The sequence below is a fragment of the Sphingobium quisquiliarum P25 genome, assembly GCF_000445065.1.
GTDB lineage: Bacteria > Pseudomonadota > Alphaproteobacteria > Sphingomonadales > Sphingomonadaceae > Sphingobium > Sphingobium quisquiliarum.
Genome location: NZ_ATHO01000070.1, coordinates 25948 through 39754 on the forward strand (window position 1 = coordinate 25948; position 13807 = coordinate 39754).

The following is a 13807-nucleotide window of genomic DNA, read 5'->3' on the forward strand; positions in this document are numbered from 1 at the left end:
CCCCGGCACCCGCGCCGCTAAGGGGCTTTGCTTTCCGCGCCATCAGGGGAAACAAGCGCGCATGACCGGAGAAAGCGCCGCCGCCGTCGGCATCATCATGGGTTCGCGGTCCGATTGGGACACGATGCGCCACGCGTCCGAAACCCTGGAAGCGCTCGGCGTCGCCCATGAATGCAAGGTCGTGTCCGCGCACCGCACGCCCCAGCGCCTCTACGATTACGCGACCGGCGCGGCGGGGCGGGGGCTCAAGGTGATCATCGCCGGGGCGGGGGGCGCTGCCCATCTGCCCGGCATGGCCGCGTCCATGACCCGCCTGCCGGTGCTGGGGGTGCCGGTCGAATCCAAGGCGCTCAAGGGCATGGATTCGCTCCTCTCCATCGTCCAGATGCCCGGCGGCATTCCCGTAGGCACGCTGGCGATCGGCAAGCCCGGCGCGATCAACGCCGCGCTGCTCGCCGCCGCCATCCTCGCCACCACCGACGAAGCTCTCGCCCAGCGCCTCGACGCCTGGCGCGAAAAGCAGACGAGCGATGTCGCGGAGACTCCCGAATAAGATGACGACCGTCCCGCCCGGCTCCACCATCGGCATCCTCGGCGGCGGCCAGCTTGGCCGGATGATCGCCATCGCCGCCGCGCAGCTTGGCTATCGCACCCACATCTACGCGCCGGAGGAAAGCGGCCCCGCCGCCGACGTGTCGCCCCGCTGGACCCGCGGCGCCTATGAGGACGCCGCCGCGCTCGCCGCCTTCGCCGACAGCGTGGATGTCGTCACCTACGAGTTCGAGAATATCGATCCCGCCGCCGTCGACGTCCTTTCCAGCCATGGCCTCGTCCGCCCCGGCGCGCACGCCCTGCGCATCGCGCAGGACCGCCTCGCCGAAAAGCGCTTCGTCCAGGATCTGGGCGGCCTTACCGCGCCTTTCGCCCCGGTAGAGAGCCTCGACGACCTGGAGCAGGCCATCGCCCTGATCGGCAGCCGCGCCATCCTCAAGACCAACCGCATGGGCTATGACGGCAAGGGCCAGGCCCGCCTCAACGATCCCGGCGATGCGGTGGGCGCATGGAACGCGATCGGCCGCCAGAGCGCCATCCTCGAAGGCTTCGTGACCTTTGACGAGGAATTTTCCGTCATCCTCGCGCGCGGAGCGAATGGCGAAATACGCTTCTGGGACTCCGCCGCCAACGTCCATGTCGACGGCATCCTCGCCACCTCCACCGTGCCCGCCGGTCCCCGGATCGAAGCGCAGGTGGCGGCCGCCCGCGCGCTCGCTGCCCAGGTCGCCGACGCGCTCGACTATATCGGCGTCCTCACCCTGGAATTCTTCGCCAGCGCCGACGGCCCCGTCTTCAACGAAATGGCCCCGCGCGTCCACAATAGCGGCCACTGGACCATCGAGGGCGCGGTCACCAGCCAGTTCGAAAATCACGTCCGCGCAATCTGCGGCCTGCCCCTGGGCGAAACCGGCCTTGCCGCCCGGCGCGTCGAAATGCGCAACCTCATCGGCGCGCAGGCGAATGAGTGGCAGGCGATCCTGTCCGATCCCGCCAGCCACCTGCACCTCTATGGCAAGCATGAAGCCCGCGCGGGCCGCAAGATGGGCCATGTGACCCGCCTGACGCTGTGAGCGCCGGGCCGGACATCGTCCTCGTCCTCGCCCGCGCCGACAATGGCGTGATCGGCAAGGATGGCGGCCTGCCCTGGCGCCTGCCCGCAGACCTCAGGCATTTCAAGGCGCTGACGCTCGGCCACCCCATGGTCATGGGGCGCAAGACGTTCGACAGCCTGCCCGGCCTGCTGCCCGGCCGCCGCCATATCGTGCTGACCCGCGATGCGCAGTGGAGGGGGGAGGGCGCTGAAATCGCCCATGACGCCGCCAGCGCCATCCGCATCGCCGCCGCATCGCCGGTAATGGTCATCGGCGGCGCTGAAATCTACCGGCTGTTCCTGCCGCTCGCGACCCGGATCGAACTGACCGAAGTGCATATCGATGCGCAGGGCGACGCCGCGATCGCCTATCCCGATCCCACGGCATGGCAGGAAACCGCCCGCGCCGATCACCCGGCGCAGGGCGATGCGCCCGCCCACAGCTTCGTCACCTTCCACCGCCGGACCGCCCCGTGATGCCGCATTGCCAGCGGCTGGGCTGCTGCCTATAGGCTGGCACGATGGAGCGGCTGGAGAGCGGCGCCCCGATCCCCGCCCATCTGCGCGGGAGCATCATGGCGCTGGGCAATTTTGATGGGTTTCACCTCGGCCATCAGGCGGTCGTGGGCCGCGCGGCCGCTCGTGCGCGGGCGGAGGGGCGGCCGGTCATCGTCGCCACCTTCGACCCGCATCCCATGCGCCTGTTCCATCCCGACGCGCCCTTTTTCCGCCTCACCAGCCTTGATCAGCGGGCGGCGCTGTTCGCCCGCGCCGGGGCGGACGCCATGCTGGTGTTCGGCTTCACCCATCAATTGGCCTCGCTCGAACCGGCCGAATTCATTCGCCTGCTGGCAGAGGATATGGGCGTGGCGGGCGTCGTTACCGGAGAGGACTTCACCTTCGGCAGGGGGCGCAGCGGCACCGTGGACCTTCTGGCGCGATCCGGCGCGGCCATCGGCATCAGCGCCGAAGCCGTCCCCGCCGTCACCAACGAAGCGGGCGAGGTGGTGTCGTCCAGCCGCATCCGCGCGGCGCTGCGCTCGGGCGATTGCGTCACCGCGACGCGCCTCCTCACGCGCCCCTTCGCCATTCAGGGCACGGTTCAGCATGGCGACAAGCTGGGCCGCACCATCGGCTTTCCCACCGCCAATATCGACCTTGGCCATTATCTGCGCCCCGCCTACGGCATCTATGCGGTGCGCGGGCTGCTGCCGGACGGCCGCGTGCTGGACGGCGCCGCCAATCTCGGCATCCGCCCCAGCTTCGATCCGCCCAAGGAATTGCTGGAGCCGCATTTCTTCGATTTCAGCGAAAGCCTCTACGATCAGTGCATAGAGGTGCAGCTGATCCACTTCCTCCGCCCCGAAGCGAAATATGACGGGCTTGACGCGCTCACCGCCCAGATCGCGAAGGACTGCGACGCCGCACGGCAAATCCTTGCGGGAACGCCGCACGTCGCGTAGGGCGCACACTCCATATATCACTCCGTTCGTCCTGAGTTGCCATTGAGCTTGCCGAAATGGCGTATCGAAGGATCAGGCGTGGCGCGGATGCTTCGATACGGGTCTTCGCCAAGCTCAGTCCCTACTCAGCACGAACGGTCCTTTCAGCGCCGGACCGAAGATGACCGACCAGCCAGACTATAAAAGCACCGTATTCCTCCCCGTCACCGGCTTTCCGATGAAGGCCGGTCTGGCGCAGAAGGAACCGGCCATTCTGGCGCGCTGGGAGGAAATGGACCTGTACGGCAAGCTGCGCCAGCGGCGGAAGGGCCGCGAACGCTTCATCCTCCACGACGGCCCGCCCTACGCCAATGGCGACATCCATATGGGCCACGCGATGAACAAGGTCTTGAAGGACATCATCGTCCGCAGCCAGTCGCTGCTGGGCAAGGATGCGCCCTATGTCCCCGGCTGGGACTGCCACGGCCTTCCGATCGAATGGAAGATCGAGGAGGAATATCGCAAGAAGAAGCAGAATAAGGACGAGGTTCCCGCGCAGGAATTCCGTGCCCAATGCCGCGCCTATGCGGACAAATGGGTGGGCGTGCAGAAGGAGCAGTTCAAGCGCCTTGGCGTCATGGGCGACTGGGACGATCCCTATCTCACCATGAAGTTCGACGCCGAAGCTACCATCGTGTCCGAACTGCTGAAATTCGCGGAAAGCGGCCAGCTCTATCGCGGCGCCAAGCCCGTCATGTGGTCCCCGGTCGAAAAGACCGCGCTGGCCGAGGCGGAAGTCGAATATGAGGATATCGTCTCGACCCAGATCGACGTGGCGTTCGAGATTGTCGAAGCCCCGAACGCGCCCGAACTGGTAGGCGCTTATGCGGTGATCTGGACGACGACGCCCTGGACGATCCCGGTCAATCAGGCTTTGGCTTATGGGCCGGAAGTTCGTTACGGGGTTGTAAAAGTTGATAATATCCCAGAACTTCAAGGAAGAAGGTTTCTGATCGCTCGTGAGTTAATCACGGCCTTTAATGAACGGCTAGACTCCTCCTATAAAACCACCGTTTTGCTCAGCGGTGAAGATGGAGTCTATTATGGCTCTCAACTCGCCGGAGCCATCGCCCGACATCCGATGCACCATCTTGGTGCCTTCTTCGCCAAGCCCCGCCCGTTCCTCCCCGGCGATTTCGTCACCACCGACGCAGGCACCGGCCTCGTCCACATGGCCCCCGACCATGGCGAGGATGATTTCGCCCTCTGCAAAGCTTATGGCATAAACCCTGTCTTCGCCGTTGAAAATGACGGAAAATATCGCGAGGATTGGCTCTGGCTCGGCGGTCAGGGCAGCGTCATCAACCCCAAGTTCGTCAGCAAGGACGGCCCGATCTGCACTGACCTGCGTGAAGCAGGCGGCCTGCTCGCCGCATCCGACGACTTCAGGCACAGCTATCCCCATAGCTGGCGCTCAAAGGCGAAGATCATCTTCCGCTGCACGCCCCAATGGTTCATCCCGATGGATCGCCCCATCAGCGATGGCGTGATCCCGCGCTGCGCCGAGGAAGAAGCCATCCTTGCGCGTCAGGGCAATGGCGCGACCCTGCGCGGCACCGCCCTCGATGCGATCGAGAATACCCGCTGGGTGCCCGAACGCTCGATCAACCGCATCCGCTCGATGGTGGAAGGCCGCCCCGATTGGGTGATCTCCCGCCAGCGCGCCTGGGGCGTCCCGATCGCTCTCTATGTCCATCGCAAGAGCGGCGAATATCTCGTTGATAAGGCAGTAAATCGGCGCATCATCGAAGCCTTCCAGCAGGGCGGCGCTGACGCATGGTTCGGCGCTGACCATCAGGCGCTGCTCGGCCCCGATTACGACCTCGCCAACTATGAAGTCGTGAACGACATTCTGGACGTCTGGTTCGACAGCGGCTCCACCCACAGTTTCGTGGTCGAAGGCCGCTATGGTGAGGGCGTGCGCGCCGACCTCTATCTCGAAGGGTCCGACCAGCATCGCGGCTGGTTCCAGTCCTCTCTGCTCGAATCCAGCGGCACGCGCGGCCGCGCGCCTTATGACGCGGTGCTCACCCACGGTTTCGCGCTGGACGGGCAGGGCCGGAAAATGTCGAAAAGCCTCGGCAATGTGGTCGATCCGCTCAAGGTGATCGCTGAAAGCGGGTCCGACATCCTGCGCGTCTGGGTCGCCAGCACAGACTATTTCGATGACGTCCGCATCGGCAAGGAAGTGCTTGCCGGTTCCTCCGACGCTTATCGCAAGCTTCGCAACACTTTCCGTTACTTGCTTGGCGCTCTTTCCGACTTTTCTGATGAAGAGAAGCTGCCGGTTGAGGAGATGCCGGAACTGGAGCGCTACATGCTCCACCGGCTCGCCAGGCTGGATGCGGACCTCAAGGCCGTGGTCGATAAAAGGGCGGGCAGCGAAAATTGGCTTGAGTTCAGCCGCTATACCCGCGCGCTGTTCGATTTCGCCAATAGCGACCTGTCGGCCTTCTTCTTCGACATCCGCAAGGATTGCCTCTATTGTGATGCGAAGTCTGATCCCAAGCGCCGCGCCTATCGCACCGTGCTGGACAGGCTGTTCCACGCGCTCGTCCGCTACGCCGCGCCGATCATCCCCTTCACTGCTGAGGAAGTATGGCAAAGCCGCTATCCAGACCCTCAGGAAAGCGTGCATTTTCTGGAATGGCCGGAAATCGATGCCGCCTGGCTGGATGATGGGCTGGACGACAAATGGACCGAAATCCGCAACCAGCGCGATCAGGTCAATGAAGCGATCGAACCCCTCCGCCGTGAAAAGATCGTCCGCTCCAGCCTGGAAGCGGACGTGACCATGGGCCAGCTCGTCCCGGTCGGCGACGTCGATTTCGCCGAGATCGCGATCGTCGCCCGCGTCGAAATGGGGCAGGGGGACGGCATCATCGTCAAGCCCAGCGACTGGCACAAATGCGGCCGCTGCTGGCGCTTGCTGCCTGAAGTCGAGGAAGACGGCACCCTCTGCAACCGCTGCGACGAGGTGCTGAGCAGCTAGATCGGATACTGTGCTCCTGCGAAGGCAGGAGCACAGTCCAAAGGCTCAGGCTGGCGAACGCCGCAGACGAAAAACTTTCCTGTCCTACAGGCGCCTGCATCGGCTATAGGCTGCGCCCTGTTGCCTGTAGGAAGTGAAATAGGAAAAAAATGGCGCTTTTTTGGGGTTCTCTCGTGTCACCTATGTCACCCAACTCCTGGCGGGTGGACCGCTGATGGCGGCCGTCAATCACCGTCCGCTGGGGCTGACCGTCGCGATCGTCACGCTCGCGCTCGACCAACTGATCAAATACACCGTCACCTATCCGCTCGCGCTCAAGAGCCGGATGGACGAAGGAATTGAGATCCTGCCGATATTCCGCCTGCGCTGGCTGGAAAATCGCGGCGTGTCGATGGGCTTCTTCCACGCCGACACGGACATGATGCGCTGGATTCTGGTGGGCATGACCATGCTCATCGCCACCTTCGTCGGCGTGTGGATGTGGCGGGAAAAGGCGCGGCAGGATGTCGCGGCGCTGGGGCTGGTGCTGGGCGGCGCGATCGGCAACATCGTCGACCGCGTGCGGCTGGGCTATGTGGTCGATTATGCCGATCTGCATTTCGGCGAATGGCGGCCGTTCCTCATCTTCAACCTGGCGGATGCCGCCATCACCATCGGCGTGCTGATCCTGCTTGCGCGGGCGCTGCTGCTGCGCGAGAAGGGCGCAAAGACGGAGTCACTGAACTGATGCGTAAACTGATCCTTGCTGCCGGCCTGGTTTCCACCTTGTCCGCCTGCGGCTCTTCCGGTCTCTTCAACCGCGATCGCCCGGATGAATTCGCGGTTTCGCGTCAGGCTCCGCTGGTGATCCCCCCCGATTACGCACTCGTCCCGCCCGCGCCCGGCACGCCGTCGGCTGCGGCCGTGGATTCCAGCCGCGCCGCTATGGAGGCCATGTTCGGCGGCCCCGCGCCGCGCAGCGCGACCGAAGCCGCCGCTCTTAATGAGGCGGGACGGGCCAATGCCGCCGCTGGCATCCGCTCCTCGGTGGGCGATCCGGCCACCGAAGTCGTGGACAAGGGCGCAACCACCCGCGACATCATCGCCGCGCCCGAAGGCGACGGCCAGGATGCGCGCGCAACGACCCAACCTTGATTTAGCAGCGGTCCCTGGCGCCCTGCGTCAGGGACTTAGCCGCCTTCTTCCACAAAGGCCTTGAGGCGGCCCAGCGTACCATCCCATTGCGCGCTGACGGCATCCAGCCAGTCGCGCGCCGCGTGGATCGCCTCAGGCTCCATGACAAATCGCGCCTCCCGCCCAACCCGCGTCCGGCGAACCAGCCCCACACCCAGCAGAACGTCCAGATGCTTGGCAAGCGCCTGACGGCTGATCGGCAAGGGCTCGCCCATCTGCGCAATGGACCGCGCCTTTCCATCCGCCAGCCGCGCGATCAACCCCAGCCGCGTCGGATCACCCAGGGCAGCAAACAGACGGGCAGGCGAATCACTGCTCTGCATAGTCACGAATATTGCGCACCTGCTCGGTCCACCCGCCCTCATTATCGCGCATGACATTACCCCGCCGCGCCTCCGGCACCTTGTCGAAACCGCTTTCCGTTACCGTCAGCCGCGTTCCATTCCCGGAGGGCTCCAGCAGAAATTCAACCAGCGTCCATTCGGCAATGGCGGCGCCGCTATCCATCAACGCCTTGTCGCCACCCGTCGCAGGCCATTCAAAGGCAAAGCGCCGCATAGGTTCGATCGCCACAATCCGCGCTTCCCAGCGATAGTCCTCATAACCGGGATAGGTCATGTGCCCGGTAGAGGCTTCGCCCACCTTGAAGGGCTGGTCGAGTGCGACCTGGAACCAGCTACCGAATTTTCGATGGTCGATCAGCGCGTCCCATATCTTTTCGACCGGGGCAGCGATCTCGATTGTCTTGATGATTGAGTCAGGCATATATGCAATCTCCAGGTTGCATATTGTCCCTTCAACAGTTGAAATGCAATAAGGAGCAGGAAAGCCATGTCCGGCAAATTCCATGTGATCACGGGGGGACCCGGTTCAGGCAAAAGCAGTTTGATCCGGGCCCTTGCCGGTCAGGGCATCGGCCATATGCCGGAGGCTGGACGCGCTATCATTCAGGACCAAATTGCGATCGATGGTCCCGCTCTGCCCTGGCGCAATCAGAAGGCGTTCGCCGAAATGATGCTGGCATGGGACCTGCGTTCGTACAGGGAAGCACAGGATCGACAGGGCCCCATCATGTTCGATCGCGGCATTCCAGACGTGATCGGCTATCTCACGCTCTGCGGCATATCGGTCCCTGATCATCTGCGCCGCGCTGCCAATCTATGCCGCTATGACCGGCTGGTCTTCCTCGCGCCTCATTGGCCCGCTATTTACCGGCAGGATCAGGAACGCCATCAATCACCCGGCGAAGCTGCCGCGACCTGCGCTGTCATGCGTGAGGTCTATCGCTCCCTCGGCTATGATCTCCTGCCGCTTCCCCTGGGATCGGTCGAAGAGAGGGTCGCTTTCGTGAAGTCGCGCCTCGGCGATGACAGCCACTGAGACAGCAAATCAGGCGCGCGCTTCGCCTCCGATTGCAGCGCTGTTGTGGCGAAGGGCCGTCAGAACCGTTTCGACGATCGCGGCTGAATCCAGGCGTGCATCCGCATATTGCTTTTCCGGCTTGTCCTGATCCTGGAAGATATCGGGCAGGCGCATGGTGCGCAGCTTCAGCCCATTGTCAATGAGGCCAAGGTCGCTTGCCAGGGTAAGGACATGCGCGCCCAAACCGCCGATCGCGCCTTCCTCGATCGTGACGGCAACCTCATGGGTGGTCAGAAGGCGGCGGATGAGCGCTTCATCCAGCGGCTTGGCGAAGCGAAGATCCGCGACCGTCGTGGAAAGCCCTTTTGCCTCCAGCGCTTCGGCGGCCTTCATGGCTTCCTCCAGACGCGTGCCGAGCGACAGGATCGCGACCTGACGCCCTTCGCGCACGATCCGGCCCTTGCCGATCTCCAGCCGCTGGGGTGTTTCCGGCAGGGGCAGGCCGACGCCATTTCCGCGCGGGTAGCGCAGCGCGATCGGACCGCTGTCGTGCAACGCGCATGTGTGGACCATGTGGATCAGTTCCGCCTCGTCCGCTGCCGCCATCACGACCATGTTGGGCAGGGTGGCAAGATAGGTGATGTCGAAACTGCCCGCATGAGTCGAGCCGTCCGCACCGACCAGCCCGGCCCGATCAATCGCAAAGCGCACCGGCAGGTTCTGGATGGCGACGTCATGCACGACCTGATCATAGGCGCGTTGCAGGAAAGTCGAATAAATCGCGCAGAAGGGGCGCATGCCCTGGGCCGACAGTCCAGCGGCGAAGGTCACCGCATGCTGTTCCGCAATGCCGACATCGAAAAAGCGTTCGGGGAAGGCTTGCTCGAACTTGTCCAGGCCAGTGCCTGACGGCATGGCGGCGGTGATGGCGCAAATGGTTGGATCGCGCTCCGCCTCGGCGACCAGCGCCTTGGCGAATACGCTGGTATAGCTGGGCGGGCCAGGGGGCGCCTTGGCCTGTGTTCCGGTGATCACATCGAATTTTTGGACGCCGTGATATTTGTCCGCTGCCGCTTCCGCCGGGGCATAGCCCTTGCCCTTCTGGGTCACGACATGCACGAGGCAAGGACCCTCGGCAGCGTCGCGGACATTTTCCAGAACGGGGATCAACTGGTCGAGATTATGGCCGTCGATCGGGCCCACATAGTAGAAGCCCAGTTCCTCGAACAGCGTGCCGCCCATCGCCATGCCGCGCGCATATTCATCCGTCTTGCGCGCCGCATTGTGAAGCGGACGGGGCAAGTGCCGGGCCAACCGCTTGGCAAGACCGCGGAGCCCCAGAAACTCCCGGCTGGAAACAAGCCGCGCAAGATAGGCGGAGAGGCCGCCGACCGGCGGGGCAATCGACATATCATTGTCGTTCAGGATCACGACCAGGCGATTACCGGCGTCGCGCGCATTGTTCATCGCCTCATAGGCCATGCCCGCCGACATGGCGCCGTCGCCGATCACCGCTATGCCTTTGCCCGGCTTCCCTGCGAGCTTGCTGGCGATCGCAAAGCCCAGCGCCGCGCTGATGGAGGTGGAACTGTGCGCCGCGCCGAACGGATCATATTCGCTTTCCGCGCGCTTCGTGAAGCCTGAAAGGCCGCCTCCCTGCCGCAGTGTGCGGATGCGGTCGCGGCGGCCGGTCAGCACTTTGTGGGGATAGCATTGATGGCCCACGTCCCAGACCAGCTTGTCATTGGGGGTGTCGAACACGTAATGAATGGCCGTCGTCAGCTCCACGACGCCCAGGCCCGATCCCAGATGGCCGCCAGTCACCCCAACGGCGGAGATTACTTCCTGCCGCAATTCATCCGCCAGCTGATGCAACTGCTCTGGTTTCAACTCGCGCAGTTCAGCGGGCCAGTTCACCTGGTCCAGAAGCGGCGTGGCGGGGCGATCATTCATGAAAGACATATACTCCAAGCGCGCTAGGCTCTTAACGGTGCCGGCGCAACGGTCCGTTCAGGCAGCGCATTTGGCGCAGGTGCCCAGTATCTCGATCACGGGGCGTTCCGGGAGGAAGCCTTCATGTTCCGCCACCAGCCGCACGTCCCTTGTCACCTTGTCGTCGTCGACATGGGTGGCTTCCTTGCAGCTGCGGCAAACGAGGAAGATGCAGTCATGATGGCAGCCGGGGTGGGCGTTGGCGATATAGGCATTGGCGCTTTCGACGCGCATGGCGATATTGTTCGCCACGAACAGGTCCAGGATGCGGTACACGCTGTTGGGCGCGACGCGCTTGCCCCGCGCCTTGGAAACATTGTCGGCGATATCATAGGCGGAGGCCGGCTTTTCTTCCGCCGCCAGCGCATCGAATATGGCGGCGCGCATCGGCGTCCACTGTTCGTTGCGCGCTTCCAGCGTCACGCGGGCCGCATCGGCCAGGCTTGCTCCGGTCGGCTCATGATGGTGGTGGTGATGCTCGGCCATGGTCCTAATCTAGGCGTGGGGGCGTCCGGGGGCAAGCATGGCCTGTCAGGCTCGCCAATAGATCCATGCCGTCCAGATCCAGCCTGCTATCATCAGCGTTCCGCCAATCGGCGTGACCGCGCCAAGCCAGCGCGGCCCGCCTATCGCCATGATATAAAGCGTCAGAGCGAAGATGGCCGCGCCGGTCAGCAGCATGATGGCGGGTCCCCGCGCCATGTTCATGATGCTGATCGCAGCGACGGCGTGGATCAATTGATACAGCCCGCCCGTGCGCAGCCATTCCGTCGCTTGCTGGCTGGAAGCGCCATGCGCGCCGAATGCGCCCGCGCCGATCGCGAGCGCCGCCGACAAGGCCGCCAATATACCGATCATGCCCTTTCCTCTCCTTCCCCACGCGTCAGCAGCCGCATCCGCCGTCCAGGCCGGAACATCAGCTCCTTGGCCGCGAGCAGACTGCCCTGTTCGGTCTGCACCGCCAGCCTTTGCTCATCATTCTGGCGATATTGGCGCTCGACCTCCTCGATCTCGCCCTGCGGGACACCCAGCGCCTCCATCGCCTGCACACCCATGCAGATGGCCGATTCGAACACCTCTCGCACGACGCCCGCCAGGTCCATCTTGCGCAATTCGAGCAACTGCCGCCGGTCGAAGGCGCGCACCAGCAGCGCGGCTTGCGGAAAAGCCTCGGCAATGGGTTCGAGCGTCCGCTTGTCGAGTGACGGATCGTCGATGCAGAAGGCAATCAACCGCGCATCTTCCGCGCCAGCCCTGCGCAACAGGTCCATGCGCGTGCCGTCTCCATAATAGACCTTCATGTCGAAGCGGCTGGAAACCTCGATCTGCGAAGGCTTCTTGTCGATCAGAACCACGCTGAAGCCATGGCCCATCAGCATCTGCGCAACGGTCTGCCCAAAGCGGCCGAAGCCAACGATGATCGCGGTCCCGCGCTTTGCTTCCTCCGGTCCCGCCAGGCCTGAAACATCCTTGGGCCGGGAAAATTCCAACCTGCGGGCGAACAGCATGAGAAAGGGCGTGGTCGCCATGGAAACTGTCACGATCGCGCTGAACAGGCTCGCTCCCTGCGGCGCGATCAACAATGCATTCTGGGCCTGCGCGAACAGGACGAAGCCGAACTCGCCGCCCTGGGAAAGCAGCAGGCCAGCGCCGATGGCGGGGCTCCATTCCATGCCGAACAGGCGGGCAAGGCCAGTGATCAGTAGCGTCTTGGTGATAACCAGCGCCATCGCCATGCCGATGACGAAGAAGGGATTGGCGGCGACGGCCTGAAGATCGAGCACCATTCCGACAGCCAGGAAGAAGAGGCCCAGCAGGATGGAGCGGAAAGGTTCGACGTCCGCTTCAATTTCATGCCTGTAGGGCGAATCGGCCAGCATCACGCCTGCGACGAAAGCCCCCAACGCCGTCGACAGGTGCAGCGCGTGCATCAGCGCGGCGGCGGCAAGGACGGTGAACAGCCCCACCGCCACGAACAACTCGCGCTCGCCCAGCCTGCCCACCAGGCGCAGCAGGGGGCGCAGGATGAACCGCCCCGCCAGCACCAGTCCGGCGATGGCCGCAACGGTGGATGCGGCCAAAACCCACCCCGGCGGCCCGGAGGCATCGGCCGGATTGCGCGACAGCGCGGCGACGATGGTGATCAGCGGGACGATCGACAGGTCCTGAAACAGGAGGATCGAAAACACCTTCTCCCCAAAGGGTGAATTGATGCGGCCGCTGCTCTTGAGGCTGGGTAATACCTGCGCGGTGGAGGATAGCGCCAACGGCAGGCCCAGCGCGATCGCCGCGCCCCAAGTGAAGCCGGTCGTGTAGAATATGATCGCCGTTAGGGCGAGGCCGCACAGGACGACCTGCGCGAGACCAAGGGCGAAGATATCGCGCTTGAGCCGCCACAGCCGTGCCGGATGAAGTTCAAGCCCGACCAGAAACAGCAGCAGCACGATGCCGATCTCGGCGATGGCGAGCTTCGATTCCGCGCCGCCGACGAGGCCAAGGCCATGCGGCCCGACCAGCGCGCCCGCCACGAGATAGCCCAGCACCGCGCCCAGGCCAAAGCGCCGGAACAGCATGACGAACAGCACCGCCGCGCCCAGCAGGATCACACCTTCGGACAACAGCATGTCGGTTGCCGAAACCGGAGGATGGGCAGCGGCCATGTTCGTGCCGGGCATCAGGCGTCCGCCATGCGCGCTGCTTCTGCAATCGCCTCAAACCCCAGGCGAATCGACGCATGCCGTGCCGGATAGCCGCGCGCAGGCGCCAGGACGGCAAGGCCGGGCCAAAAGTCCAGATCCTCGCTGCGGCCAGCCAGATAATCGGTCAGCTTATCGCGCGCCTCCGCCAGTTCATCGGCAGACAGGCCGATCGCCTGCGCAGCCATCAACGCGGCGGACGCCTGCCCCAATGCGCAGGCCTTCACGTCCAGCCCCATTTCCGCGAGCCTGCCATTTTCCATTCGCACATCGGCCGTCACTCGCGACCCGCAGGTCGGCGACCGCTTCTCCACGCTCGCCTGCGGGCCGGCGAGGCGCTGATGGTGCGGGATGCTGGCCGCCAGCCGTAAGATATCCTTGTTATAAAGGGGGGCGTTCATGCCGATCCATGTAAGGCAGCTTGGATGCTTGAGGAAGGCTGCTT

15 protein-coding genes are annotated in these 13807 nt (G+C 64.0%); 8 read left to right on the forward strand and 7 right to left on the reverse strand.

Going from position 1 to position 13807, the window contains the following annotated elements:
• The first annotated feature begins 61 nt into the window (after positions 1-61).
• The 7 genes from purE (at position 62) to L288_RS30010 (ending at position 7273) form a co-directional block, all read left to right on the forward strand.
• Positions 62-553 (forward strand): 5-(carboxyamino)imidazole ribonucleotide mutase, encoded by a 492-nt coding sequence (gene purE / locus L288_RS29980; protein ID WP_021237882.1) that lies wholly within the window; start codon positions 62-64, stop codon positions 551-553.
• Between the two features lies 1 nt (position 554).
• The gene (locus L288_RS29985) at positions 555-1625 is read left to right on the forward strand and encodes a 5-(carboxyamino)imidazole ribonucleotide synthase (protein WP_021237883.1); all 1071 of its coding nucleotides are present in this window, start codon (positions 555-557) and stop codon (positions 1623-1625) included.
• A complete protein-coding gene (locus L288_RS29990; RefSeq protein ID WP_021237884.1) occupies positions 1622-2122 on the forward strand; it encodes a dihydrofolate reductase in 501 nt (166 codons plus the stop codon). The genes L288_RS29985 and L288_RS29990 overlap by 4 nt, the downstream gene beginning before the upstream one ends.
• 44 nt (positions 2123-2166) lie before the next feature.
• Entirely contained in the window at positions 2167-3108 is a 942-nt protein-coding gene (locus L288_RS29995) for a bifunctional riboflavin kinase/FAD synthetase (RefSeq protein ID WP_021237885.1), read from the forward strand.
• Between the two features lie 160 nt (positions 3109-3268).
• Positions 3269-6139 carry an isoleucine--tRNA ligase gene (ileS, locus tag L288_RS30000; RefSeq protein ID WP_021237886.1) on the forward strand — a complete coding sequence of 957 codons (2871 nt, stop codon included), beginning with the start codon at positions 3269-3271 and terminating at the stop codon, positions 6137-6139.
• A gap of 214 nt (positions 6140-6353) precedes the next feature.
• On the forward strand, positions 6354-6866 hold the full coding sequence (lspA, locus tag L288_RS30005) for a signal peptidase II (protein WP_021237887.1): 513 nt from the start codon (positions 6354-6356) through the stop codon (positions 6864-6866).
• The gene (locus tag L288_RS30010) at positions 6866-7273 is read left to right on the forward strand and encodes a DUF3035 domain-containing protein (RefSeq protein ID WP_021237888.1); all 408 of its coding nucleotides are present in this window, start codon (positions 6866-6868) and stop codon (positions 7271-7273) included. The genes lspA and L288_RS30010 overlap by 1 nt, the downstream gene beginning before the upstream one ends.
• Before the next feature lie 35 nt (positions 7274-7308).
• Here the strand turns inward: L288_RS30010 and L288_RS30015 are convergent, their stop codons facing one another.
• On the reverse strand, positions 7309-7635 hold the full coding sequence (locus tag L288_RS30015; RefSeq protein WP_021237889.1) for an ArsR/SmtB family transcription factor: 327 nt from the start codon (positions 7633-7635) through the stop codon (positions 7309-7311).
• Positions 7622-8077, reverse strand: a complete 456-nt coding sequence (locus L288_RS30020) for an SRPBCC family protein (protein WP_021237890.1) — start codon at positions 8075-8077, stop codon at positions 7622-7624. Before L288_RS30020 ends, L288_RS30015 begins: the two co-directional genes overlap by 14 nt.
• A gap of 66 nt (positions 8078-8143) precedes the next feature.
• Between L288_RS30020 and L288_RS30025 the strand changes: the two genes are divergently transcribed.
• Positions 8144-8692 carry an AAA family ATPase gene (locus tag L288_RS30025; RefSeq protein ID WP_021237891.1) on the forward strand — a complete coding sequence of 183 codons (549 nt, stop codon included), beginning with the start codon at positions 8144-8146 and terminating at the stop codon, positions 8690-8692.
• A 9-nt stretch (positions 8693-8701) separates the two neighbouring features.
• On the opposite strand, the gene dxs is transcribed toward L288_RS30025, so the two are convergent.
• Genes dxs through L288_RS30050 form a run of 5 tightly spaced genes read right to left on the reverse strand, consistent with a single transcriptional unit; the run spans position 8702 to position 13763 of the window.
• Entirely contained in the window at positions 8702-10636 is a 1935-nt protein-coding gene (gene dxs, locus L288_RS30030) for a 1-deoxy-D-xylulose-5-phosphate synthase (protein ID WP_201766636.1), read from the reverse strand.
• 48 nt (positions 10637-10684) lie between these two features.
• Positions 10685-11152, reverse strand: coding sequence for a Fur family transcriptional regulator (locus L288_RS30035; protein WP_021237893.1), 468 nt, complete (start codon positions 11150-11152; stop codon positions 10685-10687).
• 45 nt (positions 11153-11197) lie between these two features.
• Positions 11198-11524 carry a DUF423 domain-containing protein gene (locus tag L288_RS30040; protein WP_021237894.1) on the reverse strand — a complete coding sequence of 109 codons (327 nt, stop codon included), beginning with the start codon at positions 11522-11524 and terminating at the stop codon, positions 11198-11200.
• A complete protein-coding gene (locus L288_RS30045; protein WP_021237895.1) occupies positions 11521-13341 on the reverse strand; it encodes a monovalent cation:proton antiporter-2 (CPA2) family protein in 1821 nt (606 codons plus the stop codon). The genes L288_RS30040 and L288_RS30045 overlap by 4 nt, the downstream gene beginning before the upstream one ends.
• Positions 13341-13763, reverse strand: coding sequence for an iron-sulfur cluster assembly scaffold protein (locus L288_RS30050; protein WP_021237896.1), 423 nt, complete (start codon positions 13761-13763; stop codon positions 13341-13343). Before L288_RS30050 ends, L288_RS30045 begins: the two co-directional genes overlap by 1 nt.
• Positions 13764-13807: the final 44 nt, after the last annotated feature.

What these genes read in the sequence shown, in the direction of transcription:
- purE (WP_021237882.1), top strand. Translation starts at nt 62, where the DNA reads ATGACCGGAGAAAGCGCCGCCGCCGTCGGCATCATCATGGGTTCGCGG.
- L288_RS29985 (WP_021237883.1), top strand. Translation starts at nt 555, where the DNA reads ATGACGACCGTCCCGCCCGGCTCCACCATCGGCATCCTCGGCGGCGGC.
- L288_RS29995 (WP_021237885.1), top strand. Translation starts at nt 2,167, where the DNA reads ATGGAGCGGCTGGAGAGCGGCGCCCCGATCCCCGCCCATCTGCGCGGG.
- ileS (WP_021237886.1), top strand. Translation starts at nt 3,269, where the DNA reads ATGACCGACCAGCCAGACTATAAAAGCACCGTATTCCTCCCCGTCACC.
- lspA (WP_021237887.1), top strand. Translation starts at nt 6,354, where the DNA reads ATGGCGGCCGTCAATCACCGTCCGCTGGGGCTGACCGTCGCGATCGTC.
- L288_RS30010 (WP_021237888.1), top strand. Translation starts at nt 6,866, where the DNA reads ATGCGTAAACTGATCCTTGCTGCCGGCCTGGTTTCCACCTTGTCCGCC.
- L288_RS30015 (WP_021237889.1), bottom strand. Translation starts at nt 7,635, where the DNA reads ATGCAGAGCAGTGATTCGCCTGCCCGTCTGTTTGCTGCCCTGGGTGAT.
- L288_RS30020 (WP_021237890.1), bottom strand. Translation starts at nt 8,077, where the DNA reads ATGCCTGACTCAATCATCAAGACAATCGAGATCGCTGCCCCGGTCGAA.
- L288_RS30025 (WP_021237891.1), top strand. Translation starts at nt 8,144, where the DNA reads ATGTCCGGCAAATTCCATGTGATCACGGGGGGACCCGGTTCAGGCAAA.
- dxs (WP_201766636.1), bottom strand. Translation starts at nt 10,636, where the DNA reads ATGTCTTTCATGAATGATCGCCCCGCCACGCCGCTTCTGGACCAGGTG.
- L288_RS30035 (WP_021237893.1), bottom strand. Translation starts at nt 11,152, where the DNA reads ATGGCCGAGCATCACCACCACCATCATGAGCCGACCGGAGCAAGCCTG.
- L288_RS30040 (WP_021237894.1), bottom strand. Translation starts at nt 11,524, where the DNA reads ATGATCGGTATATTGGCGGCCTTGTCGGCGGCGCTCGCGATCGGCGCG.
- L288_RS30045 (WP_021237895.1), bottom strand. Translation starts at nt 13,341, where the DNA reads ATGCCCGGCACGAACATGGCCGCTGCCCATCCTCCGGTTTCGGCAACC.
- L288_RS30050 (WP_021237896.1), bottom strand. Translation starts at nt 13,763, where the DNA reads ATGAACGCCCCCCTTTATAACAAGGATATCTTACGGCTGGCGGCCAGC.